General features: G+C 70.2%; 12 protein-coding genes and 3 pseudogenes. 7 read left to right on the top strand and 8 right to left on the bottom strand.

Annotated elements, in window-relative coordinates; all coding sequences use genetic code 11:
• Positions 1-219: 219 nt before the first annotated feature.
• From rplI to QUE38_RS07780, 5 genes and pseudogenes are all read right to left on the bottom strand, one after another.
• Positions 220-669 carry a 50S ribosomal protein L9 gene (gene rplI, locus QUE38_RS07760; RefSeq protein WP_281883650.1) on the bottom strand — a complete coding sequence of 150 codons (450 nt, stop codon included), beginning with the start codon at positions 667-669 and terminating at the stop codon, positions 220-222.
• A 17-nt stretch (positions 670-686) separates the two neighbouring features.
• A complete protein-coding gene (rpsR, locus tag QUE38_RS07765; RefSeq protein ID WP_281883648.1) occupies positions 687-941 on the bottom strand; it encodes a 30S ribosomal protein S18 in 255 nt (84 codons plus the stop codon).
• A gap of 78 nt (positions 942-1,019) precedes the next feature.
• Positions 1,020-1,534, bottom strand: a pseudogene (locus QUE38_RS07770) (single-stranded DNA-binding protein).
• Between the two features lie 4 nt (positions 1,535-1,538).
• Positions 1,539-1,910, bottom strand: coding sequence for a 30S ribosomal protein S6 (gene rpsF, locus QUE38_RS07775; protein WP_286311334.1), 372 nt, complete (start codon positions 1,908-1,910; stop codon positions 1,539-1,541).
• Positions 1,911-2,078: 168 nt separating this feature from the next.
• Positions 2,079-3,511 (bottom strand): annotated as a pseudogene (locus QUE38_RS07780) (CCA tRNA nucleotidyltransferase).
• A gap of 78 nt (positions 3,512-3,589) precedes the next feature.
• Here QUE38_RS07780 and QUE38_RS07785 point away from each other — a divergent pair.
• The 7 genes and pseudogenes from QUE38_RS07785 to QUE38_RS07815 all read left to right on the top strand — a co-directional run bounded on the left by QUE38_RS07785 (position 3,590) and on the right by QUE38_RS07815 (position 11,343).
• Positions 3,590-5,794, top strand: a complete 2,205-nt coding sequence (locus QUE38_RS07785; protein ID WP_286311336.1) for a DUF6049 family protein — start codon at positions 3,590-3,592, stop codon at positions 5,792-5,794.
• A complete protein-coding gene (locus QUE38_RS07790; protein WP_286311338.1) occupies positions 5,781-6,053 on the top strand; it encodes a hypothetical protein in 273 nt (90 codons plus the stop codon). The genes QUE38_RS07785 and QUE38_RS07790 overlap by 14 nt, the downstream gene beginning before the upstream one ends.
• Entirely contained in the window at positions 5,969-7,402 is a 1,434-nt protein-coding gene (gene murJ / locus QUE38_RS07795; RefSeq protein WP_286311340.1) for a murein biosynthesis integral membrane protein MurJ, read from the top strand. Before QUE38_RS07790 ends, murJ begins: the two co-directional genes overlap by 85 nt.
• Positions 7,403-7,535: 133 nt before the next feature.
• Positions 7,536-8,501, top strand: coding sequence for a thioredoxin-disulfide reductase (gene trxB / locus QUE38_RS07800; RefSeq protein WP_286311342.1), 966 nt, complete (start codon positions 7,536-7,538; stop codon positions 8,499-8,501).
• 49 nt (positions 8,502-8,550) lie between these two features.
• Entirely contained in the window at positions 8,551-8,874 is a 324-nt protein-coding gene (trxA, locus tag QUE38_RS07805) for a thioredoxin (RefSeq protein ID WP_286311344.1), read from the top strand.
• Between the two features lie 129 nt (positions 8,875-9,003).
• A complete protein-coding gene (locus tag QUE38_RS07810) occupies positions 9,004-10,359 on the top strand; it encodes an aminotransferase-like domain-containing protein (RefSeq protein WP_433996960.1) in 1,356 nt (451 codons plus the stop codon).
• Positions 10,360-10,381: 22 nt separating this feature from the next.
• A pseudogene (locus QUE38_RS07815) lies at positions 10,382-11,343 on the top strand (D-alanine--D-alanine ligase family protein).
• Between the two features lie 6 nt (positions 11,344-11,349).
• Here QUE38_RS07815 and QUE38_RS07820 read toward each other — a convergent pair.
• The 3 genes from QUE38_RS07820 to QUE38_RS07830 all read right to left on the bottom strand — a co-directional run bounded on the left by QUE38_RS07820 (position 11,350) and on the right by QUE38_RS07830 (position 16,950).
• Positions 11,350-12,351: a ParB/RepB/Spo0J family partition protein gene (locus tag QUE38_RS07820; protein ID WP_286311346.1), complete on the bottom strand. Its 1,002-nt coding sequence runs from the start codon at positions 12,349-12,351 to the stop codon at positions 11,350-11,352.
• Complete coding sequence (locus tag QUE38_RS07825; RefSeq protein WP_286311718.1) at positions 12,352-13,260, bottom strand: ParA family protein; 909 nt, start codon at positions 13,258-13,260, stop codon at positions 12,352-12,354.
• A 2,970-nt stretch (positions 13,261-16,230) separates the two neighbouring features.
• The gene (locus QUE38_RS07830; protein WP_286311348.1) at positions 16,231-16,950 is read right to left on the bottom strand and encodes a tyrosine-protein phosphatase; all 720 of its coding nucleotides are present in this window, start codon (positions 16,948-16,950) and stop codon (positions 16,231-16,233) included.
• Positions 16,951-17,080: the final 130 nt, after the last annotated feature.

The following is a 17,080-nucleotide window of genomic DNA, read 5'->3' on the forward strand; positions in this document are numbered from 1 at the left end:
TTCACGTTTCCCACACCTGTGTGGAGAAGAAATGTCTGGACTGTGACTTGAGGGTTACGTACGGTTCGTGGGCTGTGTACAAACATGGGGGCGAATCCGTCCCAGCGCTCTTGCGGAGAGCGCTTCCGCGGGTGTACGCATGACGGCCCCGGGTGCGCGCAGACGACGAGGCGGCGAGCCGGAAACCCGGCCCGCCGCCTCGTGCGTGTGCGGTTCGCGCTACTTCGCGGCGATCACCTGGAGGGTGACGGTCGCGAAGACCTCGTCGCGCAGCTTCACGCTGGCCTCGTACTCGCCGATCGACTTGATCGTCGGGAGGGTGACCTTGCGCTTGTCGACCTCGCCGAGGCCGGCAGCCGACACGGCGGCGGCGACGTCGGCGGACTTCACGGAGCCGAACAGACGACCACCGTTGCCGGCCTTGACGGCCAACTTCACCTTGGTCGACTCGAGCGAGGCCTTGAGGGCCTGTGCGTCCTCGAGCGAGTGCAGCTCGTGCGCAGCGCGCGCGGCCTTGATCTGCTCGACCTGCTTCTCGCCACCGCGGGTCCACGGCGTCGCGTAGCCCTTGGGGACGAGGTAGTTGCGTGCGTAGCCGTTCTTGACCTCGACCACGTCACCGGCGGTGCCGAGGCCGTTGACCTCGTGCGTCAGGATGACCTTTGCCATTGTTCCCGGCCTCCTTCTCAGCGACCCGAGCCCGCGTACGGCAGCAGGGCCATCTCGCGTGCGTTCTTCACGGCACGGGCGATGAGGCGCTGCTCCTGCACGGAGACACCGGTGATACGACGGGCACGGATCTTGCCGCGCTCCGAGACGAACTTGCGGAGGGTGGCGACATCCTTGTAGTCGATGACGCCGACCTTGATCGACTTCGCGGGGGCCGCGTTCTTCGGGCCCTTCCCGCGCTTGCGGCGGTCGCCGCTGCTCTTTCCAGCCATTGCTGTTTCCTTACCTGGGAGAAATACGTTTCGTTGAGCGGATGCCCCGTGGCGAGGCATCCGTCGGCCGATGCCGACCTAGAAGGGCGTCTCGTCGCCGTAGTTGGTACCCGGCGTGTTCCAGACGTCGCCGGACGAGGCGGCCGGCGCGCTCGGCGCCCACGCGTCGTCGGAGGAGGAGTTGCCGCCCCCGCCGCCGCCGTAGCTGCCACCGCGACCGCCACCACTCGACTGCGCACGCGTGACCTGTGCGGTCGCGTAGCGCAGGCTCGGGCCGATCTCGTCGATCTCGAGCTCGATGGCGGTGCGCTTCTCGCCCTCGCGGGTCTCGAAGGAGCGCTGCTTGAGACGGCCCTGGGCGATGACCCGGGAACCCTTGGTCAGCGAACCTGCGACGTGCTCGGCGAAGTCTCGCCAGCAGCTCGCACGCAGGAACAGTGCTTCACCGTCCTTCCACTCGTTCGCCTGTCGGTCGAACGTGCGGGGGTTGATGCGATGGTGAAGTTGGCGACCGCGAGGCCAGACTGCGTGTAGCGCAGCTCCGGGTCAGCCGTGAGGTTGCCCACAACGGTGATGATCGTGTCGCCTGCCATGGGACTAGGCGTCCTTCTTCGCTGCCCGAGCTGCCTTCTTGGCGGCGCGCTCCTCGTCGGCCTTCTTCGCGGCGGCGACCTGTGCGATCGCCTCCTCCGCGCGGAGGACCTTGGTGCGCATGACGGCCTCGCTGAGGTTCAGCTGGCGGTCGAGCTCGTTGGTCGTGGCCGACTCGGCGGTGAAGTCGACGACGGCGTAGATGCCCTCCGACTTCTTGTTGATCTCGTAGGCCAGGCGACGCTTGCCCCAGATGTCGACGTTGTCGACGGTGCCGCCATCCGTGCGGATGACGTTGAGGAACTTGTCGAGGCTGGGAGCAACGGTGCGCTCGTCGATCGAGGGATCGAGGATGACCATCAACTCGTACTGGTGCATGACAGACCCACCTCCTTCGGACTCAGCGGTCACAGACGGTCTGTGACAGGAGGGTGTACATGCGTCATCGTGCGGAGGCCCGGAATCGGGCGCGCAGACAACCGGTCTAGTGTAACGGATGCCCGGTCGCGCCGCCATTCGGCAGCGGGTGAGCGGATGCGACGGGCGTCAGCCCGCGCTGCGGGCGGCCCACCAGGCGAGCAGGCGCTCGCGCGCGGCATCCGCCCCGATGGGTCCCTCGTCGAGCCGCAGCTCGAGCAGGAAGCGGTACGCCTCGCCGACCTCGCGGCCGGGGCCGATGCCGAGCGCCGCCTGGATCTCGTTGCCGTCGAGCTCGGGCCGCACGGCCGCGAGCTCCTCTTCCTCGGCGAGCACGGCGATGCGCTCCTCGAGGTCGTCGTAGGCGAAGCCGAGCCGGTCGGCCTTGCGCCGGTTGCGCGTGGTGACGTCGGCCCGGGTCAGGATGTGCAGTCGCTCGAGCTGGTCGCCCGCGTCGCGCACGTACCGGCGCACGGCCGAGTCCGTCCAGGCGGCATCCGTGTACCCGAAGAACCGCAGGTGCAGCTCGATCAGCCGGCCGACGGCGTCGATGGTGTCGTTGTCGAACCGCAGGGCGCGCAGGCGCTTGCGGGCGAGCTTGGCCCCGACGACGTCATGGTGGTGGAACGTGACCGCACCCCCGCCTCGAGTCGCCGGGTCTTCGGCTTGCCGATGTCGTGCAGCAGGGCGGCGAGGCGCATGACGAGGTCGGGGGAGTCGAGGTTGCCGCGCGAGACCTCGTAGTCGATCGCCTGGTCGAGCACGGTGAGCGAGTGCTCGTAGACGTCCTTGTGGTGGTGGTGCTCGTCGATCTCGAGGCGCAGCGCGGGCAGCTCGGGCAGCACGCGCTCGGCGAGACCGGTGTCGACGAGCAGTCGGATGCCCGGCCGCGGCGCATCCGTCAGCAGCAGCTTCGTGATCTCGTCGCGCACGCGCTCGGCCGAGATGCGCTCGATCGCCCCGGCGAGTTCGCCCATCGCCGCGAGCGTGGCAGGTTCCACGTGAAACCCGAGCTGCGACGCGAATCTCGCCGCACGCAGCATCCGCAGCGGATCGTCGCCGAACGACCGCTCGGGCGGGGCGGGCGTGCGCAGGGTCTTGGCGAGGAGGTCCTCGACGCCGCCGGACGGGTCGACGAGCTCGAGCTTCGGCAGGCGCAGGGCGAGGGCGTTGACCGTGAAGTCGCGGCGAGCGAGGTCGTCCTCGAGCGAGTCGCCGAACACGACCTCGGGCTTGCGGCTCTCACCGTTGTAGGCGTCGCTGCGGTAGGTCGTGATCTCGACCTGCTCGCCGGCGATCTTCGCGCCGATCGTGCCGAAGCGGCGCCCGATGTCCCAGTGCGCCTGTGCGATGGGCGCGACGATCGCGAGGATCTCGTCGGGCGTGGCATCCGTCGTGAAGTCGAGGTCGTGCGTGCCCCGGTCGAGGAACGCGTCGCGCACGGGCCCGCCGACGAGGGCGAGCTCGTGCCCGGCGGCCTCGAACGCCGACGCGAGGCGCGACACGGTCGGCGACGCGGCCAGGTCGCCCAGCCTGGCGAGGGCTGCCGCGACACTCTGCATGGGCACCATCGTACGGCTCGGCGCCGTGCCCCGGTCACGCACACGAACCGCCGAAACCGACACCGTAGAATCTCGTGCATGGCGGCCGAGGCGATTCCTGAGCGACGCCTGCGCCGACTCATCGCCACCGCCGCCGTCACCGCGACGGCCGCCGCGCTCGTGATCGGAGCGCCCGACGCGCCGTCTGCCGCGGCCGCCGAGGTCGAGGGCATCTCGATGGTCGTCGGTCCGGCCGGGTCGCCGCTCATCACGTCGGCCGACGACTCCGTCGAATTCACGGTCGAGACCTCGAACACGTCCGGACGCTTCATCGGCGACGTCGACGTCGTCGTCAGCGTCGGGGTGCGCTCGCTCGGCTCGTCCGACGCGCTCGACGACTGGCTGACCGGCCCGTCGTCGGTGCCGTCGGGCACCGAGGTGGGACGCAGTTCGGTCGGCTCCATCCCGATCGGCAGCACGCTCACGACCAGCATCGACGTCGACGCGGACGACCTCGAGCGGGGCTCGACCGCCGTGCTCCCGATCTTCGTCGAGCTCGAGGACGCGGGGGAGACCCTCGCCTGGTCGACGGGTGTCGCCGTCTGGAGCGCGGGCGACGACATCGGCTCGGTCTCGCTCGCCGTCGCCGCCCCCATCACGGTGCCCCCGCAGGACACGGGGCTGTACTCGGCAGAGCTGCTCGAGGCCTGGACGAGCCCGCAGGGCATCCTCTCGCGTCGGCTCGACGGGCTGGTGGGCAGCGGTGCGGCGCTCGCGATCGACCCCGCGATCATCGCCTCGATCAGGGTGCTGGGGGCGGATGCCCCCGCGAGCGCGATCGCCTGGCTCGACCGGCTCACCGCGCTGCCGAACGAGACATTCCCGCTCGCGTATGCCGATGCCGACCTCGCCGTGCAGTCGCAAGCGGGTCTCGAGTCCCCGCTGCAGCCGCTGACCTTCGACGACGTCGTCGACGGCGACGCGGCACCCGCGGAGACCGAGGGCGCGGAGACCGGCGACGACACCGAGGCAACCGAGGCGCCGGCCGAGACGGACGACCCAGCTGCGACCGACGAGCCGTCGCCGGACCCCGACGACGACCAGGAATCCGGCTCCGCCGGCGTGCTCTCCTTCACGTACACCCGCACCGACGTCGGCTGGCCCGCCGACGACAGCCTCGTCGACGGCGACCTCGCCTTCCTCGACGCCGCGGGCCTCACGACGGCGATCGTGTCGGGCGGCAACGTCGAGCAGACGTCCGGTTCCGCGCCGACCGCGGCGTCCATGATCGAGGGGGCGACGGCGGTCGTCTCCGACCCCGACGTGACCGCTGCGCTGCGTGCCGCGGAGGCGGCGGTCTCGAGCGGCGAGGCCTCGGCGGCGAACGCACGACTCGCCGCGGCGCTGGCCCTCGTGGCATCCGACGGCGGCTCCGTCCAGCGCACCATCCTCGCGACGTTCGACCGTACGCAGCCCGTCTCGTCCGATCGCGAACGCGACGCGCTCGCCACCATCGCCTCCCTGCCCTGGGCGCAGCCGGCCACGCTGTCGGACGCGATCGGCGCCCCGCCCGTCGGCCGCACCCTCGTCGCCCAGCCCGAGCGCGACGAACGCGTCGATCGGGTGCGCACGATGATCGAGGACGACGCGGAGGTCGCCGAGTTCGCGACGATCCTCGACGAACCGGCCCAGCTCACCTCGCAGCGCCGACGCGACCTGCTCGCGGTGCTCGCAGCCGGATGGCTCGCGGACTCCGACGGGTGGGACGCCGTGTCGGCGGAGTTCGTGCGGTTCACGCGTGAGACGCTCGACGCGGTCAGCATCGTCCCGAGCAGCGAGTTCACCGTCATCTCGCGGGAGTCCGGCATCCTCGTCACGGTCGAGAACGACCTGCCCTACCCCGTCAACGTCGTCATCACGGTCGACCCGTCGAACGGACGCCTCCTCGTGGACGGCCCGGTCGAGGCCACGGTCGGCCCCGATTCCCGCGGTACCTCGACGATCCCCGTGCAGGCCGGCGTCGGCAACGGCGCGGTCGCCCTGCTGGTGTCGCTCGAGTCGCCCACGGGCGTGCCGGTCGGCGGCACGGTTCGCTACGGAGCGAACGTGCAGGCCGACTGGGAGGGCATCGGCGCCGGCGTCATCGGCGGCATCCTGCTGCTCCTCTTCGGCATCGGCTTCTGGCGCATCGTCCGCCGCAGGCGACAGGAGCGAGCGGATGCGGCTGCCGCCGCCGAGGCTGGCGCAGCAGAGGATGCCGACACCGGCATGGACGCGGACGGAGGCGCCGATGGCGAGCGGTGAGATCGGCCGGGCCAGCATCTTCCTCGCGTCCGGCACCGTCGTCTCGCGCCTGCTCGGGTTCGTTCGCTCGATCGTGCTCGCCGCGGCGATCGGCCTCGTCGGCTCCGCGAGCGCCGACGCGTTCGCGGTCGCGAACCAGCTGCCGAACACGGTCTACACGATCGTCGCGGGGGCGTGCTCACGGCCGTGCTCGTGCCCCAGATCGTGCGCGCGGGCCTGCAGGCCGACGGCGGCGCGGCCTACATCAACAAGCTGCTGACCATCGCCCTGGTCATCCTGGGTGCAGCGACCCTCGTCGCCACCCTCGCGGCACCCCTGCTCACGCTCTTGTACGGCACCCAGCTCGACCCCGACACGCTCGCGCTCGCGACCGCGTTCGCGTGGTGGTGCCTGCCGCAGATCTTCTTCTACGGCCTGTACACGCTGCTCGGCGAGGTGCTCAACGCCCGCAAGAGCTTCGGACCGTACACCTGGTCGCCGGTGCTCAACAACGTCGTCGCGCTCGCAGGCCTCGCCGCGCTCATGATCGTCTACGGCGCCGACCCCGACGGCACGCGCGACCCGAGCTCCTGGACGCCCGACATGATCGCGTTGCTCGGCGGCACCGCGACCCTCGGCGTCGCCGCCCAGGCGCTCGTGCTGTTCTGGTTCTGGCGTCGCATCGGCCTGCGCTACCGACCCGACTTCCGTTGGCGCGGGGTCGGGCTCGGCGACGCGGGTCGCATGGCGAGCTGGACGTTCGGGATGCTCCTGCTCACGACGTTCGCCGGCATCGTGCAGACGAACGTCGCCGGTATCGCGTCCGACTCGGCGGCATCCGTCGCGACCCTCGCCCCGGCGTGGCTCATCTTCATGCTGCCGCACTCGGTGATCGCCGTTTCGATCGGCACCGCGTACTTCACGCGCATGAGCGAGCACGCGGCCGCACGCGACCTGGTGCGGCTGCGCGACGACATCGGCAGCGCCATCCGGGGGATCGGCCTGCTCATGGTCGTCTCGGCCGCGATCATGATCGTGTGCGCCTACCCGATGGCCGCCGTGTTCGCCCCGGGCAACTTCGACAGCGTGTCGGCGTTCGGCAACGTCATCATCGGGTACCTCATCGGCCTCGTACCGTTCAGCACCCTGTTCCTCGTGCAGCGCTCGTTCTACGCGCTCGGCGACACCCGCACGCCGTTCTTCTTCACGCTCTTCCAGGTGGTGCTGTTCGTCGGGCTCGCCCTCGCGTGCGCAACGCTGCCGGTCGACTTCATCGCGGTCGGCATCGCCGTGTCGACGTCGATCGCCGGCACGTTGCAGCTCGCGCTCGCACTCATCCTGCTGCGCAGGCGGCTCGGGCAGCTCGGCTTCCGCGCGGTGGTCGTGAGCTTCGTGCGCGACTCCGTCGCGATCGTGCCGGCGCTGCTCGCCGGTGCGGTGCTGCTCGTCGCGCTCGGCGGCACGACGGCGGGCGGGTTCGCCGTCGACAGCCGGTTGGGCGCGATCGTGTCGATGCTCGCGATCGGCGCCGCCATGGGGCTGCTGTACATCGGCGGGCTCTGGCTGCTGCGCTCGCCCGAGCTGCGCACGTTCACCGGGCCGCTCGTCGCGCGGCTGCGCCGCCGCTGACGCGCCGCCACGCGGCATCCGTGCCCGTTCACCGCGCGTACAGACGCGCGGAATAGCGTGTCCGTACACTGTGTTGACGGTGGAGCGGTCGATGTACGGCCGTGGCACACCAGATCGAATCGAGGAGCAACGCGTGCGCGACGTCATCATCATCGGTTCCGGCCCGGCCGGATTCACCGCGGCCATCTACGCCGCGCGTGCGGAACTGCAGCCGATGCTGGTCGCCAGCTCGGTCGAGGTGGGCGGCGAGCTCATGAACACGACCGAGGTCGAGAACTTCCCCGGCTTCCCCGACGGCATCATGGGCCCCGAGCTGATGGGCAAGATGCAGGCGCAGGCCGAGCGCTTCGGCACCGAGGTCGTCTACGACGACGTCGTGAAGCTCGAGCTCGAGGGCGACGTGAAGCGCGTCACCCTCGGCAGCGGCGACGTGCACGAGGCCCGCACGGTCATCTACGCGACCGGCTCGGCCTACCGCAAGCTCGGCCTCCCCGAGGAGGACCGCCTGTCGGGCCACGGCCTCTCGTGGTGCGCCACCTGCGACGGCTTCTTCTTCAAGGCCAAGGAGATCGCGGTCGTCGGCGGCGGCGACTCCGCCATGGAGGAGGCGACCTTCCTCACGCGCTTCGCTTCGAAGGTCTACATCATCCACCGCCGCGAGGAGCTGCGCGCATCGAAGATCATGCAGCAGCGCGCCTTCGACGACCCGAAGATCGAGTTCATCTGGAACTCCGAGATCGCGGCGATCCAGGGCACGGATGCGGTGACCGGCGTCACCCTCCGCGACACCGTCACCGGCGCCGAGCGCGAGCTGCCCCTCGAGGGCCTGTTCGTCGCGATCGGCAACGACCCGCGCGTGCACCTCGTGCACGGGCAGCTCGACCTCACGAACGAGGGCACGGTCGCGGTGCAGGGCCGCTCGTCGAAGACGTCGCTGCCCGGCGTGTTCGCCGCCGGCGACGTGCTCGACCCGACCTACCGCCAGGCCGTCACCGCCGCGGGCTCCGGCACCGTCGCGGCGCTCGACGCCGAGCACTACCTCGCCGCGCACGCCGACGCACCGGCCTCGCCCGAGACCGAGTTCGCCGTCGTCAACTGACCGCGGCGGAGCATCCGCACCGCTCGTTCACCCAACCTGAGGAGACCCCATGACCGCACGCGCCGTCGACCAGAGCACCTTCGAGCAGGAGGTCCTCAACAACTCCAAGACCGTCATGGTCGACTTCTGGGCGGAGTGGTGCGGCCCGTGCCGCGCCGTCAGCCCGATCCTCGACCAGATCGCGACCGAGCACTCCGACAAGCTCGACATCGTCAAGCTCAACGTCGACGAGAACCCGCAGCTCGCGATGAAGTACCAGATCACCTCCATCCCCGCGATGAAGGTCTTCCAGCAGGGCGAGGTCGTCAAGACCGTCATCGGCGCCAAGCCGAAGCCCGCGCTCGAGGCCGACCTCGCCGCCTACCTCGCGTAGCCGGCCCGTTCGCGAACCTCCTCGACCCGCCCGGCACCAGCCGGGCGGGTCGTTCGCGTTCCACGGGGTCGCGCGCGATGCCACCTGCGGGGGATCGGCCGTGTCATCCGCCCTCCCGCCCCGAATACGATGAAGTCGACGACAACGAACGGACACCTGAACGTGACTCCCGAGGGCCTCCCGAAGCGCACCGGCAACAACCTCGACCCGTGGTACCACCACTACGCGGCCCGAGCCGCCGGGTTGAGCGCCTCCGAGGTGCGTGCGCTGTTCGCCGTCGCGTCGCGTCCCGAGGTCGTGTCGCTCGCCGGCGGGATGCCGTTCGTGTCGGCCCTTCCCGACGAGTTCGTCATGGGATCGCTCGAGCGCGTCATGCGCGAGCGCGGTCCGGTCGCGTTGCAGTACGGCTCCGGGCAGGGCACGGAGTCGATCCGCGAGCACATCCTCGAGATCATGGCGATCGAGGGCATCGAGGCCACGCTCGACAACGTCGTCGTGACGACGGGCTCCCAGCAGGCGCTCGACCTGGTGGCCAAGCTCTTCCTCGACCCCGGAGACGTGGTGCTCGCGGAAGCGCCCAGCTACGTCGGCGCCATCGGCGTGTTCCGCTCCTACGAGGCCGACACGGTGCACATGGCCGTCGACGAGCACGGACTCATCCCAGCCGCACTGCAGGAGACGATCGATCGGCTGCGGGCCGAGGGTCGCCGCATCAAGCTGCTGTACACGATCCCGAACTTCCAGAACCCGTCGGGCGTGACGATGTCGGCCGAGCGCCGGGCCGAGGTGCTGCGGATCTGCCGCGCGAACGAGATCCTCGTCGTCGAGGACAATCCGTACGGCCTGCTCTGGTTCGAGTCGCCGGCCCCGAATGCGATCCGCTCGCTCGACGAGGACGGCGTGATCTACCTCGGGTCGTTCTCGAAGACGCTCGCGCCCGGCTTCCGGGTGGGCTGGGCGCTCGCGCCGCACGCCATCCGCGAGAAGCTCATCCTCGCGAACGAGTCGGCCATCCTGTCGCCGAGCGTGTTCAGCCAGATGGTCATCGCCGAGTACCTCGACCAGGTCGACTGGCGCACCCAGATCGACACGTTCCGCGGCCTGTACCGCGAACGCAAGGAGGCCATGCTCGAGGCGCTCGACGACCACCTGCCCGAGCTCCGCTGGACCAACCCCGACGGCGGATTCTTCGTCTGGCTCGACCTTCCGCCCGAGCTCGACTCGAAGGCCATGCTGCCGCGAGCGGTGCGGGAACTGGTCGCCTACACGCCCGGCACCGCCTTCTTCGACGACGGGGGAGGGCGGCACAACATCCGGCTGTCGTTCTGCTACCCGACGCCCGAGAGCATCCGGCTCGGCGTGCGCAGGCTCGCCAACGTCGTGGGTGGGGAGCTCGACCTGCTCACCACCTTCGCCGGCACGGGTTCGCTCGCGCTTGAGGACCGCGTCCGCCGCACCTCGACGCCGCCGTCCAACCTCGCCTGAGAGAACCGGAGACCCCACGATCATGCCCGACGCACCCGCACTCGACATCGTCGTCCTCGCCGGCGGCATCTCGCACGAACGCGACGTCTCCCTCCGGTCGGGTCGGCGCGTCGCAGACGGCCTGACGGCGGCCGGGCATCGCGTGACACTGCGCGAGCCGGATGCCACGCTGCTCGCGCACCTCGCCGAGCACCGCCCCGACGTGGTGTGGCCTGCGCTGCACGGCGCGAGCGGTGAAGACGGTGCCCTGCGCGGACTGCTCGACGCGCTCGCGCTGCCGTATGTCGGGGCGCGCTCGAACGCGTCCGGTCTCGCGTGGAACAAGCCGGTCGCGAAGACCGTCGTGCAGGCCGCGGGCGTCGCAACGCCCGACTGGATCACCGTGACGCGAGACGCGTTCCGCGAGCTCGGCGCCTCGAGCGTGCTCGACGCGGTGCTGCACCGGCTCGACACCCCCGTGGTGGTGAAGCCCGCGTCCGGCGGGTCTGCCCAGGGGTGTCGCTCGTCGACGAGCGCGGCGCGCTGCCGCGCGCGCTGGTCGACGCGTTCACGTACTCGGAGCTCGCGATCATCGAGCGGCGTGTGGTCGGCACCGAGGTGTCGGTCGGCATCGTGGACACCGGCTCCGGTCCGACGGCGCTGCCGCTCGTCGAGATCGAGCCGGTCTCGGGCGACTACAGCTTCGAGGCCCGCTACAACGCGGGGGAGACCGTGTTCTACGCGCCGGCGCGACTCGATGAGTCGCTCGCGGCGACGGTCTCCGATGCCGGACTCGCCGCCCACGCAGTACTGGGCCTCCGGCACATCTCGCGCGTCGACTTCATCGTCGACGATGCGGGAACGCCGTGGTTCCTCGAGGCGAACGTGCTTCCCGGACTCACCGAGACGTCGCTGCTGCCGCAGGCGATCGAAGCCGCGGGGCTTCGTCCCGGCAACGTCTACGCCGACCTGGCGCGGACCGCCATGGGCGACGGCACCGACTGACGCCGGTCAGTTCCCCGCGCTGAATCCGTCTTCGTCACCCAGTTCCGCAAGTATGCGGTTCAGGTCATGTATCGTCGCGAAATCGATGCTGATCTGCCCTTTTCGTGACCCCAACGAGACCTTCACGCGGGTGTTCAGGCGGTCACCGAGCCGGCCGGCGACCTCGTCGAGGTAGTGCTGACGGCGGCCTGCCGCGGGCTTCACCCGTGCCGGCTTCGGGCTCGCGGATGCCGCCGCCTCCGCCGCACGCACCGAGAGGTCCTCGTTGACGATCTTCTCGGCGAGCCGTTGCATGCCCTCGGCGTCGCCCACCGAGAGGATCGCGCGGGCGTGTCCCGCCGAGAGCACTCCCGACGCCACGCGCACCTGCACCTGCTCGGGCAGCTTCAGCAGCCGCAGCGTGTTCGAGATCTGCGGGCGAGAGCGCCCGATGCGGCTCGCGAGTTCCTCCTGGGTGATGCCGAAGTCTGCGAGCAGCTGCTGGTAGGCGGATGCCTCCTCGAGCGGGTTCAGCTGCGAGCGGTGGAGGTTCTCGAGCAGCGCGTCCCGCAGCATCGCGTCGTTCGCGGTGTCCTTGACGACGGCCGGGATCGTGTCGAGTCCCGCCTCCTTGGTGGCGCGGAGACGACGCTCGCCCATGACGAGCTCGTAGGTGCCGGGCGTCTCGGGGTGCGGGCGCACCACGATCGGCTGGAGGACGCCGAACTCGCGCACGCTGTGGACGAGCTCTGCGAGGTCGTCGGGATCGAAGACGCTCCGCGGCTGGTTCGCGTTGGGGACGATGGACGCCGGGTCGAGCTGCAGGAGCCGAGCGCCGGGAACCGAGACGAGTCCGTCGGCGGCGTGATCGGAGTTGGTCGACCCGTCGCCGTCGCGCCGAGTGGCCGTCGAGACCGTCGTCTCGCCGGGGAAGAAGACGTCGACGGGCCGGTGCTCGCGGGGCGCGTCGTCTCCGGTCGGGATGAGGGCCCCGATTCCCCTGCCGAGTCCCGTTCGCTTCGTCGCCACTTACTTCGCTCCTTCGGTCAGCGGTGCACCGCGCAACGCCATCTCCGCCGCGGCTTCGCGGTACGACAGCGAGCCCGTGGACGCGTAGTCGTACGCGATGACGCTCTGCCCGTAGCTGGGCGCCTCCGAGACGCGGACCGACCGCGGGATGATCGTGTTGAGCACTTGGGTGGGGAAGTGGTCGCGCACGTCCTGCGCGACCTGCTGCGCCAGGTTGGTGCGCGAGTCGAACATCGTCAGGAGGATGGTCGAGACCCGCAGCGCCGGGTTCAGGTGGCGCTCGATCAGCTCGATGTTGCGGAGCAGCTGCGACAGTCCCTCGAGTGCGTAGTACTCGCACTGGATGGGGATGAGCACCTCGCGCGCGGCGACGAAGGCGTTGATCGTCAGCAGGCCGAGCGAGGGCGGGCAGTCGATGAAGACGTAGTCGAACGCGCGGTCCGCCTGCTCGAGGTAGGCGTCGAGCGCCCGGCGCAGGCGCTGCTCTCGCGCGACGAGGGAGACGAGTTCGATCTCAGCGCCGGCGAGATCGATCGTCGCGGGTACGCACTGGAGGTTCTCGTGCTCCGTGGTGGGCTGCACCACCTCCGAGAGCGAGGCATCGTTGACGAGCGCGTCGTACACGCTCGCCGTGCCGGGCCGGTGCTCGACGCCGAGCGCGGTCGATGCGTTGCCCTGGGGGTCGAGGTCGATGACGAGCACTCGAGCGCCGGTGCGCGCCAGGGCAGCAGCGAGGTTGACCGTTGTCGTGGTCTTCCCGACGCCGCCCTTCTGGTTCGAGATGGTGATGACGCGCGTGTGTTCGGGCTTCGGAAGCACCTGGGACTCCAATGCGGCGCGGCGCCGCGTCTCCTCCGCGAGTTGCTCGGCCAGAGGCGCACCCGCGGCCGTTCCACGTGAAACGGTCATCGACGGTTCGGCTCGCAGTGCGCCGGTGCGCTCCCGCAGGTCGTTCGTGCTGATCTCGGCTCCGGTCTCGGGCGGTCGGGCAGGGTGGTTGTCGTGCAGCGTGGGCAGCGGATCCTCGTGGAGGGCGGCTGCGGTGGCTGCGTCCCAGTCGATCACGCGGCGCACGGGCGCCTCCATCGACGGGGGAGTGGCGTCTGCGGCAGGGTGCGCTGCGCCAGCATCCGATGCTACCGGTTCCGAAGCGGCTTCCGACGCGCTCGGGGGCTCGCTGTCGGAGGTGGCCGACGCGGTTGTGGCGTCAGTGGCGTTCGACCGAGCGGAGTCGCCATCGCCGGTCTCCGCGGTCGCGTCGGAATCGGTCGAGCCAACGGGCCTGGGCGCTTCGGCCGTTGCCGTCTCCGTGTCGTCGGTCGGGTGCTCGCTCTCGGACGCAGTGTGCTCGACCGGGGTGGCTGCAGCGGATGGTGCCTCGGGTACTGACGGTTCGGTCGTCGACTCACGCGCGGGTGCCGGTGCAGGCGCTGGGGCGTACCGCGCGTAGTCCTCCTGATCGGCAGACGCGTCGCGAGTGGCCTGCGCCGGAGCCATCTGGGCGACGGCGATCGCGCCGGGAGCCAGGTGCAGATCCGGAGATGCCGCGGCCTGCGACTCTCCCTGGTGCGAATCCGCGGAGAACGACGGGGTGGGCGAGGGTGCACCGGGGACGCCTGCGGTCGTGTCGGTCGCCGGGTTGGCAGTCACGGGCGGAGTCGTGACCTGCGGTGCGGGCGGCGGTGGCACGTTCGGCGGGGCAGCATCCGCCGTCCGAGACCCGGTGTCCGGTTCGGAAGGCGTACTCTGCTTCCTTCGGAACCAACCCCGACCGGATCCCTGCGCCATTCCCACTCCTACCCCGTCTGCGGAGAGCCACGGTCGAACCGTTGCTCGGCACTCCAGAGTAACCGGGGACCCTCACGTCCGACGATCGATTTCGGTCGTCTCGCGAACTCCTGCGTGATTCCTCCTGTGGAGGCGTGCACATCCACGACACTCGAGTCGTTTCACGTGAAACATCGGCTCCTCTCCTGGTCGGGACGACGGCCGCTGGGCGGGCGGCGGAACGCGAAGCACTGTGGTTCTCCTCGCCCCCCAAGCGACCCCGGCCCACGCGCGGAACCCAAAGCTTCGGCCGCCGTGGTGACTGCCCAGCGGCGCTCCTCGCGACCTCGGCCTGCCAACGTGAATCATCGATTCCTCTCCCATATCGGGGCGGCGCCCGCCCAGGGGTCCAACCCGAAGCAGCGTGGTCCAGTCGCCCCAGGTGACACCCCCCACGCGCAGAGCGTGCGGAACCGGCCGTCCGTGGCGGGCGCCCAGCGGCGCGGGTCGAAGGCGTCCTTGCTCCCGGGTGTTCCAGTTGGGGAGCCGCACTCCGTTTCGGTGTCCCGGGACCGTCGTGCCGCGCGGAAGCACCGATGTTTCATGTGGAACATCGACGTCGCGCGCGATCCTGGCGTTCAAGCTGCCCGTGCGATCCACCACGCGACCGGGCGGACCGTGCCGCGCCTCCACACGAACGCGCCGCCGTCGCACCGTGTCGTCGATCCCGGGCGACGACCGCGCCGAGCAGCGCGCACGCCCGGGCGCGGGGAGCGACCTTCGCGAGCGTGCGCAGCTTTTGGGATTTGGTGAGGTGCTCTGCGATTGACAGCGTCCGGGTGGCCTGTGACGCGCGACGGTCGGCGTCGCCACGCAACGCGTTCACGGAAGCGATCACCACCGCGTGCGTGGAGCCCTTCGGCCACTCCCGACTCCGACGGTGCATCGGCCGAGCTCCTCAGGGGCCTCGGTTCGGCTGCCTCGGTTCGGCCACATCGGTGCAGCTCGGGTGAACACAGGCTGGGCGTCGCCGTCGGGCCAGCTGGGGCGACCACCGAGGGCCTGGCCGACAGTCGGTCAGTCGGGCCCACGCCGGCTCGAGGGATCATGCGAGCCCATACGTCCTCTATGCAGGCGCCGAGACCTGCGTGCGAGGTGAGTTCCGCACCGAGCCGAGCTCGCAACCACTGACGACGTGATCCTGTGCAGGTACCGTACGTCCGCGTCGGACACGGCGGCAGCGCGGACGTACGTTGCCTGGCGGGCACGACGCTGTCGCCTGCGAGGACCGATCGGTCGATCGGGCGAGCAACGAGCCGGGCGCGTCATTGGCGCAGGCTCGACGACGGGGCAGCTTTCGACGCGGAACACCCGTTCGGCGAGCCGCTCGGAACGCTCAGGCCGATCATCGATGTCCCCTCACGGCGTGGCGCACCCGACCTCACTCCGACCATGACGGTCCGGCACACGTGCTGGCAATGGACGAAGGAACAGCACATCAAGAATTTGCGCCTGGCCCGACGGCTGGGGGGTTCCGCCCCACCGTTTCACGTGAAACAGTGACGCCCCGCTCGTGTGGCGCACCCCCGGGGAAGCCCAGTCACGGCTCGCTGGCACGAATCCTCACCACCTCTTCCCGCCCCGGTACGCAGCGCGCACGGACGTGGCGGCGAACCGCGTCGAGTCGCACGGGTGCGCCCACCATGTGGCGAACGATCCGCGGCGGCCACCTGCGACGCCACCGCGACCGCTGGCAAAACCGCGACCGCCCCGTCGGCTCAGCGTGGCGCAACCTGGCGGACACCACGATGGAGTGAGCGCAGTTGACGGCACCGTCGTCTCGCGGGTGCACCACGGCTTCCGCACCGCTTCTCGCACGTCGGCCGCATCCGCACGAGGGACTGTCGATGCACGGTGCAATGGGGTCTTCTCGACCTGGCGGCCGCAACTCGACTGCACAGAGCCCGCCACTCCGTGAATCCTCACGATGCCGCCGGCACCGTGGACACATGCAACCCGGCTCAGCGAACCGCGCCCCTTACGGAGCGGCGCTCATGAGTGAGCGCATCGCTCCGCCTGCATTGGTTGCGCAGGCATGCGTCGACGGAATCGTCACGGGAGGAGCAGGCGTCGAAGCCGCGAACGAGCATCGTCGTCCACTCCCAACGCGGCCAGGAGCGACGGTGCGTCCTCGGCGGTCGCTCGCACGATGTCGGTTTTCCCGACCAACCAGTCCTCGAGCTCGGAGCGCGACCGCCTGGGCCCGGAGCCGTGCGCGCGGAGCGAGGTGTCCTCAGACATGACGACGACCGACTCGACGTAGTCGTCGACCACCGCGTCCGGCTCGACGCCCGCGTTGCCGAGGAGGAGGGCGGAGATCATGCCAGTGCGGTCCCGGCCGGCGCTGCAGTGCACGAGCACGCCCGGCCCGGCGGAGGCGATGGACTCGAGCGCGGCCCGCACGAGGAGCGCCTGCAGTTCCCAGTTGTGCGCCCAGTACTCCGGCGAGTCGAGGATCGGCAGGCAGCGACGGCGGAACTCCGCGTCGGACTGGTCCTCGGTCGGACGCTGGAGTGACTCGATGCCCGCCGTGATCGATTCAGGCAGATCGGGGTCCCCGTCCCGAGGCCCCGCCTCCTGTTCACTCCGCAGGTCGACGATCGCTCGGATGCCCCACGACCGGGCGTCGTCCCATCCCCGTGCGGTCAGGCGCTCACGGCGTGGACCCCGTGCCACACGCCGCAGTGCGGTGAGGCCGGTCAGCGAGGCGGACGTCGGCAGCCCGCCGAGGTCACGGCAGTTGGGATACCCATCCCAGCGGAGCACACGCATCCCGCAAATCTACGGGCCATGACGCATGGGGCTCGCGAGCAGTCATCCGAGGTGCGACCCGGGAGCCATCCCAGTGCTCGACGATGTTCCACGTGAGACATCGAGCGACTCGGTTCGATCGGCGCGAGCC

Origin of the sequence: Agromyces mangrovi (assembly GCF_030296695.1) — a bacterium.
GTDB classification, from domain to species: domain Bacteria; phylum Actinomycetota; class Actinomycetes; order Actinomycetales; family Microbacteriaceae; genus Agromyces; species Agromyces mangrovi.